The sequence below is a fragment of the Rhodococcus sp. FW305-130 genome, assembly GCF_058788335.1.
On record NZ_JBYTAP010000007.1, the window covers coordinates 205,839 to 223,982 of the forward strand.

20 protein-coding genes are annotated in these 18,144 nt (G+C 61.5%); 10 read left to right on the top strand and 10 right to left on the bottom strand.

What is annotated here, in order from left to right; genetic code table 11:
* Window position 1 precedes the first annotated feature (1 nt).
* Together AC3WQS_RS22320 and AC3WQS_RS22325 are read right to left on the bottom strand one after the other, a co-directional pair.
* Entirely contained in the window at window positions 2–1,576 is a 1,575-nt protein-coding gene (locus tag AC3WQS_RS22320; RefSeq protein WP_492711835.1) for a carboxylesterase/lipase family protein, read from the bottom strand.
* Between the two features lie 112 nt (window positions 1,577–1,688).
* Entirely contained in the window at window positions 1,689–3,017 is a 1,329-nt protein-coding gene (locus AC3WQS_RS22325; protein WP_046379558.1) for a diacylglycerol/lipid kinase family protein, read from the bottom strand.
* Window positions 3,018–3,171: 154 nt separating this feature from the next.
* Here AC3WQS_RS22325 and AC3WQS_RS22330 point away from each other — a divergent pair, with 154 nt between their 5' ends.
* From AC3WQS_RS22330 to AC3WQS_RS22345, 4 genes are read left to right on the top strand one after another with little or no spacing between them, the layout of a single operon-like run.
* Entirely contained in the window at window positions 3,172–3,606 is a 435-nt protein-coding gene (locus tag AC3WQS_RS22330) for a hypothetical protein (RefSeq protein WP_492711836.1), read from the top strand.
* Window positions 3,603–3,866 (top strand): hypothetical protein, encoded by a 264-nt coding sequence (locus AC3WQS_RS22335; protein WP_019745914.1) that lies wholly within the window; start codon window positions 3,603–3,605, stop codon window positions 3,864–3,866. Before AC3WQS_RS22330 ends, AC3WQS_RS22335 begins: the two co-directional genes overlap by 4 nt.
* Entirely contained in the window at window positions 3,854–4,498 is a 645-nt protein-coding gene (locus AC3WQS_RS22340; RefSeq protein WP_020909606.1) for a TetR/AcrR family transcriptional regulator, read from the top strand. Before AC3WQS_RS22335 ends, AC3WQS_RS22340 begins: the two co-directional genes overlap by 13 nt.
* 10 nt (window positions 4,499–4,508) lie before the next feature.
* Window positions 4,509–5,147, top strand: coding sequence for a DUF5701 family protein (locus tag AC3WQS_RS22345; protein ID WP_113682776.1), 639 nt, complete (start codon window positions 4,509–4,511; stop codon window positions 5,145–5,147).
* Here the strand turns inward: AC3WQS_RS22345 and AC3WQS_RS22350 are convergent.
* On the bottom strand, window positions 5,144–6,577 hold the full coding sequence (locus AC3WQS_RS22350; protein WP_492711839.1) for an amidase: 1,434 nt from the start codon (window positions 6,575–6,577) through the stop codon (window positions 5,144–5,146). The genes AC3WQS_RS22345 and AC3WQS_RS22350 overlap by 4 nt on opposite strands.
* Window positions 6,578–6,645: 68 nt before the next feature.
* Between AC3WQS_RS22350 and AC3WQS_RS22355 the strand changes: the two genes are divergently transcribed.
* The 3 genes from AC3WQS_RS22355 to AC3WQS_RS22365 are packed head-to-tail and all read left to right on the top strand — an operon-like array spanning window position 6,646 to window position 9,484.
* Window positions 6,646–7,278: a TetR/AcrR family transcriptional regulator gene (locus AC3WQS_RS22355; RefSeq protein ID WP_021345987.1), complete on the top strand. Its 633-nt coding sequence runs from the start codon at window positions 6,646–6,648 to the stop codon at window positions 7,276–7,278.
* Window positions 7,275–8,129 (top strand): alpha/beta fold hydrolase, encoded by an 855-nt coding sequence (locus tag AC3WQS_RS22360; RefSeq protein WP_492711841.1) that lies wholly within the window; start codon window positions 7,275–7,277, stop codon window positions 8,127–8,129. Before AC3WQS_RS22355 ends, AC3WQS_RS22360 begins: the two co-directional genes overlap by 4 nt.
* A gap of 50 nt (window positions 8,130–8,179) precedes the next feature.
* Window positions 8,180–9,484 carry an HNH endonuclease signature motif containing protein gene (locus AC3WQS_RS22365; protein WP_492711843.1) on the top strand — a complete coding sequence of 435 codons (1,305 nt, stop codon included), beginning with the start codon at window positions 8,180–8,182 and terminating at the stop codon, window positions 9,482–9,484.
* A gap of 100 nt (window positions 9,485–9,584) precedes the next feature.
* On the opposite strand, the gene AC3WQS_RS22370 is transcribed toward AC3WQS_RS22365, so the two are convergent.
* The 4 genes from AC3WQS_RS22370 to AC3WQS_RS22385 all read right to left on the bottom strand — a co-directional run bounded on the left by AC3WQS_RS22370 (window position 9,585) and on the right by AC3WQS_RS22385 (window position 12,933).
* Window positions 9,585–10,283 (bottom strand): type 1 glutamine amidotransferase domain-containing protein, encoded by a 699-nt coding sequence (locus tag AC3WQS_RS22370; protein ID WP_492711845.1) that lies wholly within the window; start codon window positions 10,281–10,283, stop codon window positions 9,585–9,587.
* 153 nt (window positions 10,284–10,436) lie between these two features.
* Window positions 10,437–11,870 carry a lipase family protein gene (locus AC3WQS_RS22375; RefSeq protein ID WP_492711847.1) on the bottom strand — a complete coding sequence of 478 codons (1,434 nt, stop codon included), beginning with the start codon at window positions 11,868–11,870 and terminating at the stop codon, window positions 10,437–10,439.
* A 144-nt stretch (window positions 11,871–12,014) separates the two neighbouring features.
* Window positions 12,015–12,686, bottom strand: a complete 672-nt coding sequence (locus tag AC3WQS_RS22380; protein ID WP_081051136.1) for a TetR/AcrR family transcriptional regulator — start codon at window positions 12,684–12,686, stop codon at window positions 12,015–12,017.
* Window positions 12,687–12,762: 76 nt separating this feature from the next.
* On the bottom strand, window positions 12,763–12,933 hold the full coding sequence (locus AC3WQS_RS22385) for a hypothetical protein (RefSeq protein WP_175470379.1): 171 nt from the start codon (window positions 12,931–12,933) through the stop codon (window positions 12,763–12,765).
* Between the two features lie 152 nt (window positions 12,934–13,085).
* Here AC3WQS_RS22385 and AC3WQS_RS22390 point away from each other — a divergent pair, with 152 nt between their 5' ends.
* Window positions 13,086–13,499 carry a hypothetical protein gene (locus AC3WQS_RS22390; protein ID WP_046379562.1) on the top strand — a complete coding sequence of 138 codons (414 nt, stop codon included), beginning with the start codon at window positions 13,086–13,088 and terminating at the stop codon, window positions 13,497–13,499.
* 15 nt (window positions 13,500–13,514) lie between these two features.
* Here AC3WQS_RS22390 and AC3WQS_RS22395 read toward each other — a convergent pair whose 3' ends face one another.
* From AC3WQS_RS22395 to AC3WQS_RS22405, 3 genes are all read right to left on the bottom strand, one after another.
* Window positions 13,515–14,789 carry an RNA polymerase sigma factor gene (locus AC3WQS_RS22395; protein WP_492711850.1) on the bottom strand — a complete coding sequence of 425 codons (1,275 nt, stop codon included), beginning with the start codon at window positions 14,787–14,789 and terminating at the stop codon, window positions 13,515–13,517.
* Between the two features lie 3 nt (window positions 14,790–14,792).
* Window positions 14,793–15,221 carry a YciI family protein gene (locus AC3WQS_RS22400; RefSeq protein WP_007735729.1) on the bottom strand — a complete coding sequence of 143 codons (429 nt, stop codon included), beginning with the start codon at window positions 15,219–15,221 and terminating at the stop codon, window positions 14,793–14,795.
* A gap of 159 nt (window positions 15,222–15,380) precedes the next feature.
* Window positions 15,381–15,974, bottom strand: coding sequence for a hypothetical protein (locus AC3WQS_RS22405; RefSeq protein WP_336503869.1), 594 nt, complete (start codon window positions 15,972–15,974; stop codon window positions 15,381–15,383).
* A gap of 93 nt (window positions 15,975–16,067) precedes the next feature.
* On the opposite strand from AC3WQS_RS22405, the gene AC3WQS_RS22410 reads away from it, so the two are divergent.
* Window positions 16,068–17,039, top strand: a complete 972-nt coding sequence (locus AC3WQS_RS22410; protein WP_492711854.1) for an alpha/beta hydrolase — start codon at window positions 16,068–16,070, stop codon at window positions 17,037–17,039.
* 9 nt (window positions 17,040–17,048) lie between these two features.
* On the top strand, window positions 17,049–18,128 hold the full coding sequence (locus AC3WQS_RS22415; RefSeq protein ID WP_223257964.1) for a helix-turn-helix domain-containing protein: 1,080 nt from the start codon (window positions 17,049–17,051) through the stop codon (window positions 18,126–18,128).
* Window positions 18,129–18,144: the final 16 nt, after the last annotated feature.

The following is an 18,144-nucleotide window of genomic DNA, read 5'->3' on the forward strand; positions in this document are numbered from 1 at the left end:
ATCAGGTGAATGCAATCACCGTGTCGCCCCACGCCTCCCGGATTTCGCAATCCAGATCAGCGACGACGGCATCGTGCTTGTCGATCAACAGTGTCGAGCGTGTGTCGGTGTCGTAAGTTGGCCATCCCGGGTCCGCACCCAGTTCACGATCGGCCCCGGTGCCGTAATCACCTGCAGCTCTGGCGAAATCCAGCCACCTCGCCTGCATGCGCTCTGACACGTGACGCGCCGCGCTCAGCCCACCCAATTTGTAGGTGATGTCCCGCGCTCCGTGATTGATGTTGCCGAAGACGTAGGCAAGTTCGGTCCCGTGGGTCGCACCAATTTTCAGCGCCTTGAGCATCGGCGGCGCGTAGTCGAATCGGTACAACCAGGTCGGTGCAATCTTGCTGTGCGCCTCGGCAATCCACAGCGTGGGCAAACGAAATCCGAAGTCACGGGTCAGCCCGAGACCAGCGCCCAGCTTGGACAGCCCCGAATACGCGCCTTCGATCTGCGAATGATCGGGTAGCTCGAGCCCAGGGTGCTCGTCGGCGATCTCCGCGAACATCGACGTGATCACGACGGGATCGATCGGCATCAACGGCGATTTCATCATCCGGAAGAGCGAAGATTCGTCTTTGTTGGTTCCGATGATCAGCGGAATCGGGTGTGCGTTGCCGTGACGGAACGAGCGCACCGGGTAATCAGGGAGCAGATCACCGTCGACGATCGGCGCGAACGCCAAAGTGCCGGGCGTCTCCTGAGGGACGCGAGCAAACAGTTCGTCTGACGGCCCGATCAAGTCTTCGGCAGACGTGGACCGCAATAGACCCAGATCGCCCCCGCCGCTGAAGATCTCGAGGAAGAGCTTCGCGACGATCTCGCCACGTTCACTCCCGTACACCGAAGTGGCGGGGGAACTCTCGGCGATAGCGCGATGAAACAGGCCACGGGCGGACGGCACGGTCATCAGCGTCGTCACAGCGCCGCCACCTGCCGACTCGCCGAACAACGTCACCCGATTCGGATCACCACCGAAGGCCGCGATGTTGCCTTGAACCCATTGCAGCGCTGCAATCATGTCGCGGAGAGCGACATTGGGCTCGAAGGTGTGTTCTTCCGAGTTGAAGGACGAGAAATCGACGAAGCCGAACACACCGATGCGGTAGTTGATCGAGACGACGACAACGTCACCGTTCTCAGCCAATGTGGTTGCGTCGAAAAGTGGTTGGCTGGATGCTCCGCGAAAGTACGCACCGCCGTGAATCCAGACCATGACCGGTTTACCCGGCGCATCAGAGCCGACGGGGCCCGGCGCCCATACGTTGAGAAACAGGCAGTCTTCATCCATCGGAACGTTCTCACCGAGCGGGATCATCGCAAGTCGACTTTGCGGTTCACACGGACCGAATTCTGTTGCGTCTTGAATCTCGGTCCACGGCTGTGGCGGAACGGGTGCGCGGAAACGCAACGACCCGACCGGAGGTGCCGCGTAGCGGATCCCCTTCCAACTCGATACCGCACCTTCCGTGGATCCACGAACCGGCCCGTACGTTGTCTCGACTACCGGCGCTTCGCTGGGTGTGATCGTCATTCGATTGCTCCTCGAGGATCCGTACCGGCCCTCAATGCTGCCAGCATCCGGTGCAAATCGGACATGTTTGCCGGATTCACTCTGCTGGCAGTCATGCAAGGCTATCGCCAGGTCATGCGCCGGATTTCGTGAACTTAGCCAACTCTCGCAATCGGACCAGATCCCAGGCATGCCTGGGCTTACGGACGCCCGGACGGTCTCGGGGGACTCTGACTCTCAGTGCCTGCGGGCTGACCGTGCACCTGACGGGAGTCGGCATCACCAGAGCCTCACCGTCGACGCCGACCGGAATCTCGTCGGTGTCGGCGTCGATGATCACCTCGAATCCGGTGCCCTGAGCCAGGCCTCGTTGATGCGCCCGATGGAGTAACCCGACGGCCTGACGGGCGCTGCCGACGGAGATCGCCACGATCCCGAGAGTGCCCCGGTCCAATCGCGGGCGATGACCGAGCCCCGCCAGGTCGTTCATCTCGTACGGTCCGTTGCTGACCAGAACCGCCTGTGGACCCACCGCGGACACGCTCGGGGAGCGCGCGGTCAGCACCGCTCCGGCGCGTCCGGCGAGCAGATCCGGGAGTTTCTGCAGGAATGTGCTGGTCTTGGCGTCGCGGTACTCCGGACTCTGGACAACTTCGGCGTATGCCCCGAACGATGCGTTGTTGACGAAGGTTCGACCGCCGACATTACCCAGATCCACCGTCACCTCGACGCCGTCGACAAGCGCGTCGAGGCACCGTGACGGATCGTCGAGGTCGAGACCCAGATCCGCGGCGAAGTGATTGCGCGTCCCGGCGCTGACGACCAGGAAGGGCAGGTCGTGTTCGGCCGCGACAGCGGCAACCAACGCCTGAGTTCCGTCGCCACCGGCAACACCGAGTAGGTCGGCGCCGTCCGCGACCGCCTGCCTGGCCAAGGCCGTCACGTCGATCTTCTCCGGCCCCTCGAGTAGTGCGACCGTGGCCCCCCGTTCCTCGGCCTTGCGTTTCAAGTCGAACTTCTCGACCTTGCCACCGCCGGAGTTCGGATTCATCACGAAGAACGGTTTGGCGGGCGGCGGCGCCGGTCGCTCGACCACCGGCAGTTCCTTCTCCTCCCCCTCCAAAGCGGCGCGGGCGCAGATACCGGCTATGACGAACAATCCGATCGAGAGCAGCACCACCCACAAGAGGCGTTCTCGGATCAGGAAGGCGAGCACCACGATCGGCGTCAGAACCGCCACAGCCAACGAGATCCAGCGGAGGAATCCGCGGGTGGTCAGAAACCAGTACACCGCTACGACGCACACGACCACCCCACCGATCCCCAGGATCAGCATGGTCAAGGTTTTCAGTCCGGCGAAAATCAGGAGCACCACGACGGCAAGAACCAGCGCAGCAAATGCCGCGCGCGCCAACCAACTCTGTTTCGACGAGGGCCGATCCGTGCGGACAGGGGTCGTCATCGAGCCACCTCCCGCAGTTCGCCTCGTCGGATATTCAACTGTTGATATTGCCGTGTCTGTCTCCTCAGGACTAGCCAATTACCTACCCTCGGAAACCCACTTTTCCAGCGCTGATACTTTATGACGACACCTCGTCATAAAAAGGAGAAGGCCCGTGACAACACCGACGTCCGCAGCATGGGGATCTTCGGAGGAGCGTCTGACCGTGGTGCGGAAAGCCGGTCTTCACGGACTGCGGTGGACGGCCTGGCTGGCCGGCGCGACAGGCCTCGCACAATTGGTGTCGATCGGGCTGAACCTAACCGACACCGTCCACGGAATCGTCCCGACCACGTACCCGCCTGTAGACGTGGCCTGCAGCGTTGTCGCGCTCGTTCTCCTGGTCAGCCTGCTTGTCGGCCGACCCAACGGCCCCGCGATGTTGTCGGGTCTCGCCCTCCTCATGGCCATGCTGATGGCGCCGACCCTCCACAAACATGCACCCGAGTCGCTCTGGCTGGCGGCGGCACACGCCGTTTCGGTCGTCGCCGTCATCATGCTGTCCGTGATGACTTCGAGGTTCTCCAGTGCCGAGTTGGATCGGCCGTGACACCGGATTCACCCCTCTCGCTTGCGGCCGAAGAATGGATCACCGATCTGACTGCCGCGGAGATGGAGCGATTGCGCAAACGCACGACGCTCACCGCCGCCGAAGCGCAGGAAGTCTGCCGATCCGTACGCTCGATCGCGCAGCAGATGATGCTTGTACCCGTCTCGATGTGGCAGGGTGATCCACGCCTTGTTGCGGATCTGTTCGACCTCCCCGTGACCATGAATCAGACACAGGAGGATCGACCATGCCGAAGCTGACCGGTGGCGCGACAACCGCAGAACACAAGATCGCGACCCGAGAAGCCATGTTGGACGCGTTCATTCGCGAACTTCACGAGCAGGGCTGGCAAAACGTGAAGCTGCAGACTGTGGCCCAGGCAGCCGGTGTCTCACGGACAGCGGTGTACAACTACTTCCCCGACAAATCTGCGTTACTGCTTGCCTGGTCCACCCGCGAGATGGACAGATTCCTGCTCCTGGCCGAGCGTGAACTCGCGGATCGCGAGAATCCTGTCGACCGAATCGAAATCCTCGTCAAACTGACGCTCGTCGAGTTCTCACTGCAGCGATTCACGGGAATCGCGTTGGTCGAATTGCTGTCCGCGCAGGATCGCGAAAGCTTCCTCGAACATATTGTCCCGCTGTCGGTTCTGGTAGAACAGCTCGTCCAGGAAGGTGTCGACGCCGGCGTCTTTGTCGATTCCGATGCTGCCGCGTCCGCGCAACTCATCCTCGCCTGCGTGGAAAGCCGTCGCCCGATGCTCATGGCCGGCGACCGAGTGGACACTGTCGTGGCGACCACCGTCCCGTTCATCATGCGCGCGTTGGGCGTCTCGTGGCCGACTTCCCTCACCGCCGATCCCACCGATCGGCCTGCTCACGATCGGTAGGATCGCAGGTATGCACTTCGACCTCCCGCCCATCGATCAGCAGGCCGAACGATTGATCGAACTCGGGGTACACGAGATGGCCGGGCTTTCTGCCGGCGACGTCAGGGCAGCCGCCGCAGCCGGACAAGGTGAGGTGGGACTGCTTACCGTGCACGAAAAACTCGCTCCAGCTTCCATTTTGACTCCCCTGCTCGAGCACAAGAACAGGAGGGGCTTCGTTGTCGTCGACATGGCCGACGTCGATCTGTTCGCTCCTACCGAGCCGGCCGCATTGCCAGACGCCGCGATGTATCTGCTCGGTGAAGTCGACCGCGGGGATCACCTGGCCAATTGGAGCCCGGACGAAGCACTTCCCGCGATCGTTGATGCCGACCGTACGCCGCTGACCCTCACCGAAGGCATTCACTGGCTGTTGCAGCGCCCCGACGTCCTCGAACGCGGAAAGTGCTTCATGACCATCGGCTCCCGATTGCGTAAGCCTGACGGAACTTTCGACACCAGAACCCCGGCTGTGTGGATCAGCAACGGAACCGGCCGGGACGGCAAAGACAACCGCAACGCCCCGAAAGTCGGGTGGTGTTGGTGGGGTAACCGCCACACGTGGTTGGGGTTTGCATCGGCCGGCGGGCGGACGTCGCTCCCGGGTTAGAGCACGGTTGCGCGGTCGAATCGGTATCGATCCTTCCACGGCATCGCGTTCTCCAGCGTTGCAGCGGCAGAGAGCAATTCTGCGTCGCAACCCCATTTCGCCGAGATCATCACGCCGAGTGGAACACCGTCTTCCGTCCAACCGAGTGGCAAGCTGATCGACGGAAATCCAGTTGCGTTGGCGACGATGGTGTTTCCCGTGAAAGCGACCATGTCGATCAGTTCGGTCGCGGGGTCTTCGTCATTACGTAGCTCACCGACTGCCAACGGCGGTGTTGTCACCGTCGGGGTGACAACAAGATCGGCGTCGGCGTAATCCAGGCTCCACCGCCGCGCCCATGCCTGAACAACTCCGATTGCCGCGGCCAGATCGCCCGACGGCACTTCGTTCGCTCGAACACGTAAGTGCTGCACTATCGGACGGAGAAGGTGTTCGTACTCTTCTGGAATGGGCTTGGTGCCGGCCAAGGACGAGAACATCGTGGTGAAGGCATCGACGAAGGCGTCGTCTCGGGCCTGAGGACGTTCGAACACGTTGTGTCCCAGGCTCTCGAGAACGACGCCCACCCTCGATACCGCCTCGGAGACTCGTGGGTCCACCGTGCCACCGGATACCGAGCCATGAGCGAGGGCGACGGTCAGGGGGCGAGAGTGCGATCCTTCTGCCTGGACGACAAACTCTTCGAACGACTTCGGCCGGGGCGGGTGAATCGTCCCGGCGCCAGGTCGCGTCGCCAGAACATCCAGCAGTGCAGCGGTATCGCGAACCGTTCGGGCGATCGGCCCCTTGCTCGCAAAACCGAAGTTGTCGTGACCGGCCACCCCCATCGTGATCAGACCGCGACTCGGCTTGAGGCCCACGACTCCGCACGTACTTGCCGGTGAACGCAACGACCCGGCGGTGTCACTTCCCTGAGCAAACGGCACCAGACCAGCGCCGACGGCGGCCGCGGCGCCACCACTGCTACCAGCAGCACTTCGTGTGTGATCGAACGGACTGCGCGCGGGCGGAGCAACTTCCGGCTCGGTGTAACACGCTGCCCCGAACTCGGGCACCGTCGTCTTGCCGATGTCGATCAGACCACCTTCTCGGATCGCCTCGACGATCTCGTCATCGGCGTCCGGCACGAAGTCCCGAAAGAGCGCCGATCCGAAGGTCGTGCGGATGCCGCGAGTCGCGTCGAGGTCCTTGATAGCCGTCGGGACGCCGAACAGGCGCGGAAGCGGTCCGGCGTCCCGCGCGTCCAACCTTCGCTGGGCCTGCTCGGCGAGTTCGATCGCATGTTCCCCGGCGATCGTCGTGAATGCACCCACGTCATCGGAAGTGGTCGCACGATCGACGAAGTACCGGGCCACCTCGGGGATCGAGACCTGCTTCGCGGCGATCACACCGGCGAGTTCGACAGCGGACAATTGATGGAGATCAGTCATCGGGCAGCACTCCTTGTAGGTCAATCGACACTTGTAATTTCGATACGCGTATCGCTATTGTTGTCAGCATGGTATCCGAATCCGCCGGCTCTGCAAGGGCCGGTCGACCAAAAGCATTGAGTCACAGACAGATACTCGATGCTGCGGCCGAGATCGCCGATACGGACGGCCTGGACGCGGTCTCATTTCGAGTGCTCGCCGAGCGACTGGGCATATCGCCGATGTCCGTCCACCGCACTACCGGCGGCATCGACGCGTTGAGGCGAGACCTGATTTCCACCCTCGTGGGAGAAGCCGTCTCGTCGATCGACTGGCCGACCGACTGGCGCGGGGTTGCCCGCACGTTCGCCTACGGTTTACATGACCTTCTGATGAGGCATCCTCTCGTTCTGGAAGCCCATCGGCAGGCATCACTGGAAGCACCCGGCGCCGACGATACCGCCCACCGAGTCGTGCGAGCGCTTTCGCAGGCCGGCCTCGATGACGAACAGGCCACTTACGCGTACGGCGCCGTGCATGATTTCGTGACCGGACACGTCGCAATTCAATTGGGACGCGGAGCTTTCGACAGTGCACCCGCCGATCGACGCGAGGCATCGGTGTTCGCGCTTCATCACGATCCCGCCCGAAGGTTCGAATTCGGAGTCACGCTCATTCTGGATGGCGTGGCGTCGATCGCGCAGCGAGGAAGCACAACATGACAAGTAGCGTGACGACAACCGAAATTCGTGGCACCTCGGGGCGCCGTATCGCGTTCTGCGAGTACGGCGATCCGACTGGCCGGCCGGTAGTCGTGGTTCATGGATCACCTGGCAGCCGATACGAGGGGCTCTCGCTCGACAACGCGGCTGCGACGGCGGGTCTACGGCTGATCGTCCCCGATCGCCCCGGCTTCGGTCGCACAGATCCACACACGGACAAGGGATTTCATTCCTGGGACGACGACTACGTCACTCTGATCGATCATCTCGAGTTGGACTCGGCCACACTGATGGGTTTCTCCGGAGGCGGCGGTTACGCGCTCGCAGTCGCTGCGGCCGTACCCGAACGAGTCTCGAAATTGGTGCTGGCGTGCGCCATGATTCCCGGAGCCCCACGAGATACTTTGCGGCGCAGGATAAAACTGGTATCCGCGCTGTACTTTGCCGCCAACTGGGCTCCCCGCATGGCTGGTGCAATGCTTGCGGGAACCGGAGTGTTCTCCAAGTTGCGCAGCGACTCCGTCTCGATCTGGCCGGCCGCCGATCAGGCCGTCATGACCGACGAGTCGCATCGCCCTGCTCTCCAATTGGATTCATCCGAAGGGATCGCACAGGGCGGATCCGCAGGGGTTGTCGATTTGGCTCGGTACCGCCGCGAGATGCCAGGGTTGTTTCAATCCATCTCGGTACCAACGGTTTTCCTGCACGGAACCGACGACAGGAACGTACCCATCGAAGTTGCCCGCTGGGCCCACTCGATGATCCCCCACTCTCGCTTCGAAGAGGTCAGCGGGGGCGGTCATCTGTTCGTAGTCGCAGACCCCACTCCACTCATTCGCGGCCTCACATAACCTCTTGACTCGAACTGATGTTCGAGTATTGTTGGGGATCGGGGGATTCAATGAGTGTTCTGTTGTCGGATGTGGTGTCGGGTTCTGCGGTGGCGTTGCGTGGACGCCTGTGGCAGTTGTCTGCTTCTGAGTTGCGTGCTGCTGCGGTGTCGGCGAGCGCGGAGATTCTTCGTCTCGAGGCTGTGCGTGTGGCGGTGGTGGACGAGTTGTCGATGCGTCCCGATGATCAGGTGATCGCCAGCCGCGGAGTGGGTGCGTGGTTGGCGGCCAACACGATGCTGCAAATCCGGGACGGGAAGAAGATCGCCGCCCTCGGTGCTGCACTACGGCCGTTTCCCGCGGTGGCTGCCCGGTTCGATGGCGGGGACTGCTCGTTCGAGCACGCGGTGTTGATCGTGGCGTTCTGCGAGTCACCACCGAAGGGGATGCCGGAGGAGGCGCTCCCTCGCTGTATCGACTTGCTGCTGGCTGCCGCTTCCGGTGTCGAGGCCACGACCACGAAGGTCCGCAACGTCATCGCGACCTTGGAGCGAGTGTTCGAATCCGATGAGATTCCGCCCGCCGAAGACATCGACCTCAACGAGCTCCGGGTCGCGTCGACGCTGAATGGTCGGGTGGTGGTGCGCGGAGATTTCGATGCTCTCACCGGTGAAATGCTGCTCTCCGCCCTGTCGAATCTGACGATGCCCACCCCGGCACCCGACGGAACCCCGGACGCCCGGTCGGCAGCGAAACGCACGGCGGACGGGTTCACCGAACTGATCCGCCGGTATCTGGACTGCGCCAAAACTGGCACCGATGGGGGCCAACGCCCGCACGTGAACGTCCACATCAACGCCCGCGATCTGGCGGAGCACCGCGATTGCGCCGCCGCACCCTCGCCCGATGGTGGTGGAGTGGCTGTGTCGGATATCGATGTCGGGCACATGCCGTGGATCGGACCACTGTCCGTATCGCAGACCAGACTCCTCGGCTGCGACTGCTTCCTCTCGACCGTTCTGCTCGACAGCCACGGCGCACCGTTGGATGCGAGACCCGGGAAACGGTTGGTCACCGCGGAGCAGCGAGTGGCGCTGATCGCGAGAGACAAAGGCTGCGCATTCCCCGGCTGCACATGCGTGCCCGCCTGGACGGATGCACACCATATCCGGCACTGGGCCAACGGTGGCCCCACGGTGATGAACAACCTTGTCCTGCTGTGCCGTTCACATCATCGGTTGATGCACCGGAAAACCGGATTCGTCGGGAAATGGGAAATCCGCATCGGCGCCGACAACAAACCCTGGTTCATCCCGCCGACCTCGATCGACCCGCAGCAGCACCCGCGGCCGGCGAACACCACCTTCAAAACCTGAGGTAGTACTCCTCGGGCACAACAGAACACGGCCCAGCACCGCATCGAAGGAGTCCTCGATGCGGTGCCGAAAGCCGTGCTCAGGCCTAGCCGGTGATCGTTCAGCCCAAGTCGGCGACGATCCGCTCGGCGAGCGGCTTCGACGAAGCCGGATTCTGGCCGGTGTAGAGCTTCCGGTCCACCACGACATAAGGCGACCAGGCGTCAGCCTTCGAGAATTTGCCGCCCAACTCGCGTAGCCGAGTTTCGAGCAGCCACGGAGCCTTGTCCGCCAGACCAGCCTGCGTCTCCTCTTCATTGGTGAACGCCGTCAACTGATAGCCGTCGAACAGCCAGCTTCCATCGGATCTCTGGGCGGGCAGAAGTGCCGCCGGTGCGTGACAGACCGCCGAAACCACCTTGTCGGCGTCCAAGAACTTCACCAGAAGCTCACCGAAGGATGCCGACACCGCAAGATCTTCCATCGGTCCATGTCCACCTGGCACAAAGACCACGTCGTAGTCGGCAGCATCGGCGTTTTCCAGAATCTCCGGCGAATCCAGCGCTGGCTGCAGATCGGCGATGTACTTGCGCATACGATCAGCGCCTTCTTGCCCGCCGTTGACCTCGGGCGCCAGGCTTCCCTCATCCACAACGGGGGCTTTACCGCCTGGCGTCGCGATCACGATGTCGTAGCCTGCCTCGACGAAAACGCGATGCGCCTCGACCAGTTCTTCCGCCCAGTATCCAGTTGGGTGGGCTGTCCCGTCGTTCAGCGTCCAGTGATCTGCAGAAGTGACTGCAAACAACAGCTTTGTCATCGCGCAACCTTTCGTCGGTGACAGGAACCCAATTGTGACAAGAAGCCAGTTGTGACAAGACTCCATTGTCAAGGCCCGATCAGTGAAACAACGTCCAGTCAGTGCAACACCTTGCCCCTGGGAGAATTCCTCACCACAACATCACGTCCCCCGCTAGTTTCCGATCGGCTTGCCGAACAGGCCTGCGACAAGTTCGCCCACTGCGTCTTCCCAGACCGGCCACGTTCTCTGATCAAGCGCCATCGATCCAGCATCGAAGGTGCTGCACCCCTGTTGGGCCGGGACGCCGGCGAACCGATCACGAAGCCACAGCAGAGCACTCGGCAATGCGACGACTTCCATGCTGACATGCTCACTGAAGTGGTCTCTGGTGTAAACGACACTCGCAGAAGGATCTTGGCAATAGGTATCGACAAGTTTGTTCACCGGGCCCACAGGCACCAACCAGTCGGGATTCGACTGGTAGATGTACATCGGCACGTCAGGAACGGACTTACCCATGGCAGCTCGAGAGAGCGCGGCTCTCACCGTGGGATGTTGGACGGGATCTCCCGGTACATCGAGGAAACCTTTGATGTTGAGGAAGGGCACAGCAGCCGACGTCCAGAGCATGCACAGGTTGTCTTTGGCAGCGAAAAGCGCTCGGCCGGCGGGGCTTATGTGCTGATCTATGAAGCCTGCGAGTTCAGAATCTTCTCGGCTCACTCCGATGACACCGGCAGCGACGATCCCGGCCCCTAGAGCGTTGTTGGCATTGTCGAGCAAAGCACCGAGATCGGCTGCAACACCGCCTTCGGCGACTCCGACGACATTCAGTTCCGGGGCATAGGTGCGCCGTATTTCAGCCGCGTGACCAGTAGGAATCGACCCGCCCGAGTACCCGAGCAGCCCTACTCGAGTCGACCGACCTTGCAGATCCATGGGTTCGAAGTTCTCGGCCGCACGAATACCGTCGAGCGTGATCCGCGCGGCTACCGGGCCGGACGCGAAAGAAGAATTCGGCCCCTGATGATCGGGCACCGATAGTGCCCAGCCCTGCGCCAGCGCCGCTTGCACTTCGAGGAACTGCGCCCCACCAGTGGCAGCGCCCGTCACCAGCCACGGCAATGCGCCCTGCTGCATGACATACGAAGGTGCGCAGTAACTTCCGAGCGAGTCTTCGGCCATCTGAAAGGACAGCAGCGGACGCGGCCCGCCGTCGCGAGTGTCGCCGCGAGGCTTGATCACTGTGGTGACAGCCGGAATCGCCTCACCCGCAGCGTTATTGGAACGATAGGAGATCTGCCACGCATCAACATTGGTCGGAATCAGATTGAGAGTACCGAGATTCACTGTACGCGCGGCAATGATCTCACCCGGCTCCTTGGATTCGACGACCCCGGCGGGCGGTTCATAAAAGGCCTGGTCCAGCGCAGGCAATAGCGGCGCAACCGCAGGCGGCAGGGCAGGCTGGACCTGAACTTGGGTAGGAACACCTCCGTCCGGTGCCGCTGAGGCAGGTGCCGAAAGTGCGATCTGCCCGATTACTGCAATCACGGCAATCGCGAAGCCCCCGCGTTGTCGGTCAGTTGTCCAGCGTCGTCCCATACCAATTCCTCCCCGAAAAAGCACAGATTGCCTTGTGTTGCCGCAGTTCTCATCACGGGCGCACAAGTTAGATGCGAGTGTCTAACATATTGAGGACGAGAGTAGAGCGTTGTGGGCTGGATTACAATCCCCGGTGTTCGTGACCTATTCGCCGGCACGAAGGGGCGCGTCGTCAATCAACGCGTTCAGGAGCACCGTCATCAGATCCACCAGTACCGACACAGGGGGACGAGGCTCCGTAGTGCTCCACTGGTGCACCAGCGCGGTAAGCGCACCGATGAAGGCAGTGGACGCCCACCGGTAACCACCCGGCGGTTCGTAATCGTCGCCCACAATCCCTTTGATGATCGACTCGAAAAATGTTGCCCAAACCGAACGTTGGTCCACACGATGCTTTTCCACTCGAGGACTGACACCCACGACGTCGATGAAGGCAACGTGTGCACGTCGCGGGTCACTTCCGACCGACTCGACGAAGGCAGCCATGGCCGTTGCTGCCTTGTCCCGCAGATTGACCGAAGGCTCCGCGTCGAGTGCGTCGACCATTGCAATTCTGGCGTCGAGTTGAATCTGGTCATACAGCGCCAGGAGTAGATCCTCGCGGCTACCGAACTCGTCGTAGAACTGCCTTCTGGCCAAACTCGCGGACGCACAGATATCCGCCACCGAACTTCCGGCATACCCCTTGTCGGCAAACACACTGAGAGCAGCATTCAAGAAGAGGGAACGGCGCTCGGCCTTGCGTGCCGCGACCGACCTTCCTCCATAGTTCCTGTCTGTTTCAGCAATTGCCACGCCTGCCAGGGTATGCGGCATCGCGCTGCAGACAAAACGTACCTGACCTGCTGCGCAGTTCAGTCGCCGACGCTGGCGCGCTCACGCCGAAGTGCGATCAGGCCAGTACGAAGGCCACGGCAAAAAGTGTCCAGGCGGCAGCAAGAACCGTCGACGCCGCAGTAACTGCCCCGGTCACGGCAGGTCGAGTGCTGCAGTTGCGCGCCGCGATGATCCCGACGGTCATCAAGGTCAGCGCCATCAGGAATGACAGAACCACGATCTTCACCAGCAACCCCTTCGACGTCGGCCAACAGAACCGAAGGCCATTTAGATAGTACACAAATAGATCGTGCATTAATCAAATGGAATCAGTCAGGTACCTCTTGACAACATTCGATTGAAACTGTCAAGCTAAACCTGACGAATGGGGAATTTCTTATGCAAGATCTGATCGAGACCGCCCTGACCGCAAAGATCGAGACCGCCGCAACTTCGACGGTCAACGCCGGAATCGCCGAGGCCGGCGCGCAGGCGGACAAGATTGTCGGAACGGATCCATTACCTGGTAGCCCCGAATGGGAGGCAGAACAGGACACCGACATCCCGGCGCAGCGTCAGATGGCTTGGCAGTTGGCAAGTTTCCGGATCCAGCTCGCCGCAGGCATCGATTCGACGGCAAGCGTCATGAGCCTGCGAAGATTCGGCGCAACATGGGCAACCATCGGCCGCGCTGCCGGAATGACCCGTCAGTCCGCGCATGAACGGTGGGGTCGACGTGTATCGGACATGCTCGATCCTTACGGGGTCGGGATGCCGCCCATGGTGCCGAACGATGATCCGACTCAGCCCTGACTACCAATCGTGTGACTACTGATCCGACAGCAGCGCATCTGCTTTCGCGACCAATACTGCACGCTCACGCTCGTTCCCGGCCAGCCTCGCTGCTTCGAGGAGTTCGGTTCTAGCCTCCTCGGATCGGCCGAGCTGACTGAGCAACTCCCCCCGAACACTGGGAAGCAGGTGGTAGTCGGCCAATTCACCTGAAGCGACAAGCTTGTCGACGAATTCGAGCGCAGGGCCAGGACCGTATGCCATGGATACCGCCGCCGCATGATTGAGGTCGACCACGGGCGATGGGGCCAGTTGCGCCAACGCCTCGTAGAGGATGACTATCTTCTTCCAATCGGTGTCATCGAAAGTTGCTGCTCGCGCATGACATTCGGCTACCGCTGCCTGCAAACCGTACGGGCCACGTCCACGCCCGACGGCGTCAGCTCGTTCCAGCGCCGCAAGCCCACGCGAGATCTGTAGGCGGTCCCACCTAGTCCGGTCCTGGTCCGCCAGCAGGATGGGCTCACCTGTCGAGGTTGTCCGAGCGCCGAATCTCGAGGCTGTCAGCTCCATCAACGCGACAAGGCCGTGTACCTCGGATTCCCCGGGGACCAATTCGGCGAGTATTCGCGCGAGCCGCAGAGCTTCAGCACTGAGGTCCGCCCGCATCCACTCGTCCCCCGAGCTGGCTGCATAACCTTCGTTGAACACCAGATACAGGACTCCGAGGACGGCGCTCAACCTGCTCGAAAACTCTTCTCGTCCTGGAACTTCGAAAACCGCTTTCGAAGCGGTCAACGCCTTCTTCGCACGCACTATCCGCTGCTGAACTGTCGCGGTCGGCGTCAGGAATGCCTTCGCAATCTCTTCGGTGGTCAACCCGCCCACAACCCGAAGAGTCAAGGCCACCTGCGCTTTTCGATTCAACACCGGGTGACAGGCGATGAACATCAGCCGGAGGACGTCGTCGTCGATCCGATCCGGATCCCAGCTGACGTCGTCGAAATGCGAAGCGTCGTTCTCGAGTTCACGCGCAAAGTGGGCGTAGCGCTCGTCCAGCCTCTCACGTCGTCGCCACCCGTCGATTGCTCGACGCGTCGCAACGGACGTCAGCCAGGCAGCGGGATTTCGGGGAACGCCGGTGGCAGGCCACTGCTCAACAGCTTCGAGCAGAGCCTGCGCTGCCAGGTCTTCGGCGAGATCAAGATCTCCGACGGTGCGAGTCAACGTGGCGACGATCTTCGCGGATTCGATTCGCCAGACCGCGTCGACAGCCTTTCTCGTTTCTTCTCGCACCGCCTCGTCGGTCATGGTTCAGCCTGCGACCGGACGATCGGTACCGAGCTCTTCGCGCCAGCCGGCTTCCTTCTGGATGTACTCGTTGTCCTGATCGAAGTCCGACATCTCGCTCACGCGGCGCACCTCGAGCTTGCTTCCCGGCCCGAGCGGGCAGCGCTTCGCCCATTCCAAGGCTTCGTCTTTGGTCGACGTCTGAATGATCCAGAATCCCGAGAACAACTCCTTCGTCTCGCCGTACGGGCCGTCGGAGACCAGCGGCGGATCGGACTCGAAATCGACGATGAATCCCTCCTCCATCGCCAATCCCTCACCTGCCAGCAAGACACCGGCCTTGATCAAGGATTCGTTGTATTGCCCCATCGCGGCGATGATCTCGTCGAAGTCCATGTCCTTGGATGCTTCGATGGCTTCGTCGGTGGAACGCATGATCAGCATGTACTTCATGAGAATCTCCTTCGTTTGTGGACCGCTCATTCGGTCCCTCTGCCTACACGTCGAACGGCAAAGACGCCGATCGACAAACTTCCGAAACTAATTTTCGAAGGACAAATCCGCCGGTCGAATACGTTGCCCACGGTATCGGCAGAAGGGTCGTCTGGCAGCTCAGAAATCGAGAAATCCTGGCACGACTTCATCGGCGAGCCCGGCCGCGTCAGCGCTCCCGTAGAAATACACCGAGCCGTAGCCAAACAGGTATTCCTCGACGAACTCGGGTTGCGGCTCGGCAACCACCGGCCATCCCTCTTCATTGATCTGGAACAGGAAGCGATGCCCGTCCGCCTCGACGGCATCGGCGTAGGACGGTTCATTTTGTATGAGTACCGGTTGCGGCGCGATCAACACCAACGGCATCACTTCGTCGTCTGCGGGAAGATTGATCAACGCCGCGCTCCCCAGGCCCTCGTGAGTGCCGGCGGATTCCGTACCTCGTGATGACGGCGGGTGCAGGACTGCCCTGAACCCGATGTCCGGGTATTCGAGGTCATCGTCGCCGATGGAGAATCCCCGACGGATGAAGACGGAAAGCTCTCGCGCACCGAGCCACGGAGCCGTGTGCGCCTCGAGCGTCAAGAGATACTCATGCGTCTGCAAAATCGGCTGACCAGCGAAAACCTGCGGCGGGCGTCCACCAATCCTGGACCCAGCTTCCGAATCGCTCGAACCCACCCCGAGATGTACTCTGTCCACCGGCGTCATCCTAGGGAGATCCGACGGGCGTCGGAAGAAGGCTCTCCGATTTCCTACAAACCACTGGTGACGTAGGCCACATTCAGGCTCGATGATGAGTGCATGACAACATTCCCCACTCTCGACCCCGAACTCGCCGCAGCACTCACCATGCTCCCGAAGGTGGACTTCGCTGACCTCCCCAACGCGCGGGCCACCTACAACGCTCTGATCGGCGCCATGTTGGCCGACCTGCCATTCGACGGAGTCTCGCTTCGTGAACTGTCCGCTCCTGGCCTGGACGGCGATCCGGAAGTCACGATTCGTTTCTTCACCCCGGACAACACCGCCGGCCCTGTCCCCGTTCTGCTCTGGATCCACGGCGGCGGATTTGCAATCGGCACCGCTGAGTCCAGCGATCCATTTTGTGTCGAGGTAGCGCGCGAACTCGGATTCGCCGTTGCAAACGTGGAGTACCGCCTCGCCCCCGAAACCTCCTTTCCCGGCCCCGTCAACGACTGCTACGCCGCACTCGTCTACATCCACGCCCATGCCGAGGAACTGGGGGTCGATCCCAGCCGCATCGCAGTGGGCGGGCAGAGTGCAGGCGGCGGATTGGCCGCAGGCACTGTCCTCAAAGCCCGCGACGAGGGCGTTGTGCCCGTGGCATTCCAATTCCTCGAAATTCCTGAACTCGACGACCGTCTGGCGACTGTCTCGATGACGAACTTCGTCGACACACCGTTGTGGCACCGCCCCAACGCCATCCTGTCGTGGAAGTACTACCTCGGCGAGTCGTATTCAGGACCCGAAGATCCTGACGTCTCCATTTACGCTGCGCCGTCCCGGGCGACCGACCTCACCGGTCTGCCGCCGACCTACCTGTCCACCATGGAACTCGACCCTCTTCGCGACGAAGGAATCGAATACGCCCTTCGACTGCTGCATGCGGGAGTCAGCGTCGAATTGCACTCCTTCCCCGGAACCTTTCACGGGTCGGCACTAGTGGCGACCGCAGCAGTCAGCGAAAGAAGTGCCGCCGAAGCCCTCACTGCGCTCCGGAGAGGGTTGCGTTCGCTGTCGCCTGTCTCGTAGCGTTGCGAGATGCAAGGACTGATGTACCGGCTTGCCGAGCTCGATGCAGACTCGGCAGGCCTGGTACGTGTCATCGATTACTTCGACACGCTCGTGCGGCACGGCTCCGACACCGCATCTCTGCTTCGCGCGAGCGCGCAGTTGGCGGACTGCGTTGTAGGTATCGAGATCGTGGAACACGGTAGAAGCAAGAAGAATTTGCGCCGATGTGACCCACGCGGCCGATGGTCACCCGAACCCCAGTTCCCTCCGAGCATGGCCAGGGACATCGCTGTAGACGACGAGGTTCTCGGGAAGGTATGGATCGAGCGTCCTGGTGCGCACTTGCCGCTCGACGAAATGCTCGTCGACCGAATGGCCCTGACCGCAGCGATAATCCTGCAACCCCGACGCTTGCCTACCGAAGCCGAGCACACTCGAAATCTGTTGTTCCCGATGGATGAACTCGCGGTGCTCACCTCCTGCGCCGGTCTCGGTATCGAACCCCAAACCCCAGTCCGCGTCATGGCAATCAAGGCAGTCTCAGACACGGCCGGCGGCACTGCACACCTTGTTATTTCGCAAGATTGCACACCTGGCAAAGCCGTTGGGATAGAAGCTGATGGCGAGTATCTGAATCTCGTGGCGGGTTCGTTCGCACCGACACCCGAGCTGTCCGAGTCAGCACTGTCGTCATCCATTCGCGCCGGAATATCTTTGGCTGCTTCCGCTTCCGAAGTGAATACAATACTCACCACTGCACGATTCGCTCGTGCACAGGCGTCAGCAACAACACCGATCGTGAACGCCGACGATCTCGGCGCCCTCAACCTCCTGGCACCGGGATCACACATCGATCACTCGCGAATACCGGATCTGGTTCTTGCCGAAGAGATCGGCGATACCAAACAGGGATTAGAACTACTCGAAACCTTGAGGGCATACCTGCAATCCGGAACATTGAGGGCCGCAGCCGATTCCATGCATCTTCATCACAGCAGCGTTGCGCACCGATTGGCGAAGCTGTCCCAGCACGTCGGATTCCACGTCGACACCATCGAGAACCGGGCACGCGCAACGGCCATGATGCTGGTCCTCGATGGCGGATAGGGCCCACCGCGCATCA

Bases quoted from the DNA above. Each gene is read 5' to 3' on its own strand.
- AC3WQS_RS22320 (WP_492711835.1), bottom strand. From the start codon at position 1,576: ATGACGATCACACCCAGCGAAGCGCCGGTAGTCGAGACAACGTACGGG.
- AC3WQS_RS22325 (WP_046379558.1), bottom strand. From the start codon at position 3,017: ATGACGACCCCTGTCCGCACGGATCGGCCCTCGTCGAAACAGAGTTGG.
- AC3WQS_RS22340 (WP_020909606.1), top strand. From the start codon at position 3,854: ATGCCGAAGCTGACCGGTGGCGCGACAACCGCAGAACACAAGATCGCG.
- AC3WQS_RS22345 (WP_113682776.1), top strand. From the start codon at position 4,509: ATGCACTTCGACCTCCCGCCCATCGATCAGCAGGCCGAACGATTGATC.
- AC3WQS_RS22350 (WP_492711839.1), bottom strand. From the start codon at position 6,577: ATGACTGATCTCCATCAATTGTCCGCTGTCGAACTCGCCGGTGTGATC.
- AC3WQS_RS22355 (WP_021345987.1), top strand. From the start codon at position 6,646: ATGGTATCCGAATCCGCCGGCTCTGCAAGGGCCGGTCGACCAAAAGCA.
- AC3WQS_RS22360 (WP_492711841.1), top strand. From the start codon at position 7,275: ATGACAAGTAGCGTGACGACAACCGAAATTCGTGGCACCTCGGGGCGC.
- AC3WQS_RS22365 (WP_492711843.1), top strand. From the start codon at position 8,180: ATGAGTGTTCTGTTGTCGGATGTGGTGTCGGGTTCTGCGGTGGCGTTG.
- AC3WQS_RS22370 (WP_492711845.1), bottom strand. From the start codon at position 10,283: ATGACAAAGCTGTTGTTTGCAGTCACTTCTGCAGATCACTGGACGCTG.
- AC3WQS_RS22375 (WP_492711847.1), bottom strand. From the start codon at position 11,870: ATGGGACGACGCTGGACAACTGACCGACAACGCGGGGGCTTCGCGATT.
- AC3WQS_RS22380 (WP_081051136.1), bottom strand. From the start codon at position 12,686: ATGCCGCATACCCTGGCAGGCGTGGCAATTGCTGAAACAGACAGGAAC.
- AC3WQS_RS22390 (WP_046379562.1), top strand. From the start codon at position 13,086: ATGCAAGATCTGATCGAGACCGCCCTGACCGCAAAGATCGAGACCGCC.
- AC3WQS_RS22395 (WP_492711850.1), bottom strand. From the start codon at position 14,789: ATGACCGACGAGGCGGTGCGAGAAGAAACGAGAAAGGCTGTCGACGCG.
- AC3WQS_RS22400 (WP_007735729.1), bottom strand. From the start codon at position 15,221: ATGAAGTACATGCTGATCATGCGTTCCACCGACGAAGCCATCGAAGCA.
- AC3WQS_RS22405 (WP_336503869.1), bottom strand. From the start codon at position 15,974: ATGACGCCGGTGGACAGAGTACATCTCGGGGTGGGTTCGAGCGATTCG.
- AC3WQS_RS22410 (WP_492711854.1), top strand. From the start codon at position 16,068: ATGACAACATTCCCCACTCTCGACCCCGAACTCGCCGCAGCACTCACC.
- AC3WQS_RS22415 (WP_223257964.1), top strand. From the start codon at position 17,049: ATGCAAGGACTGATGTACCGGCTTGCCGAGCTCGATGCAGACTCGGCA.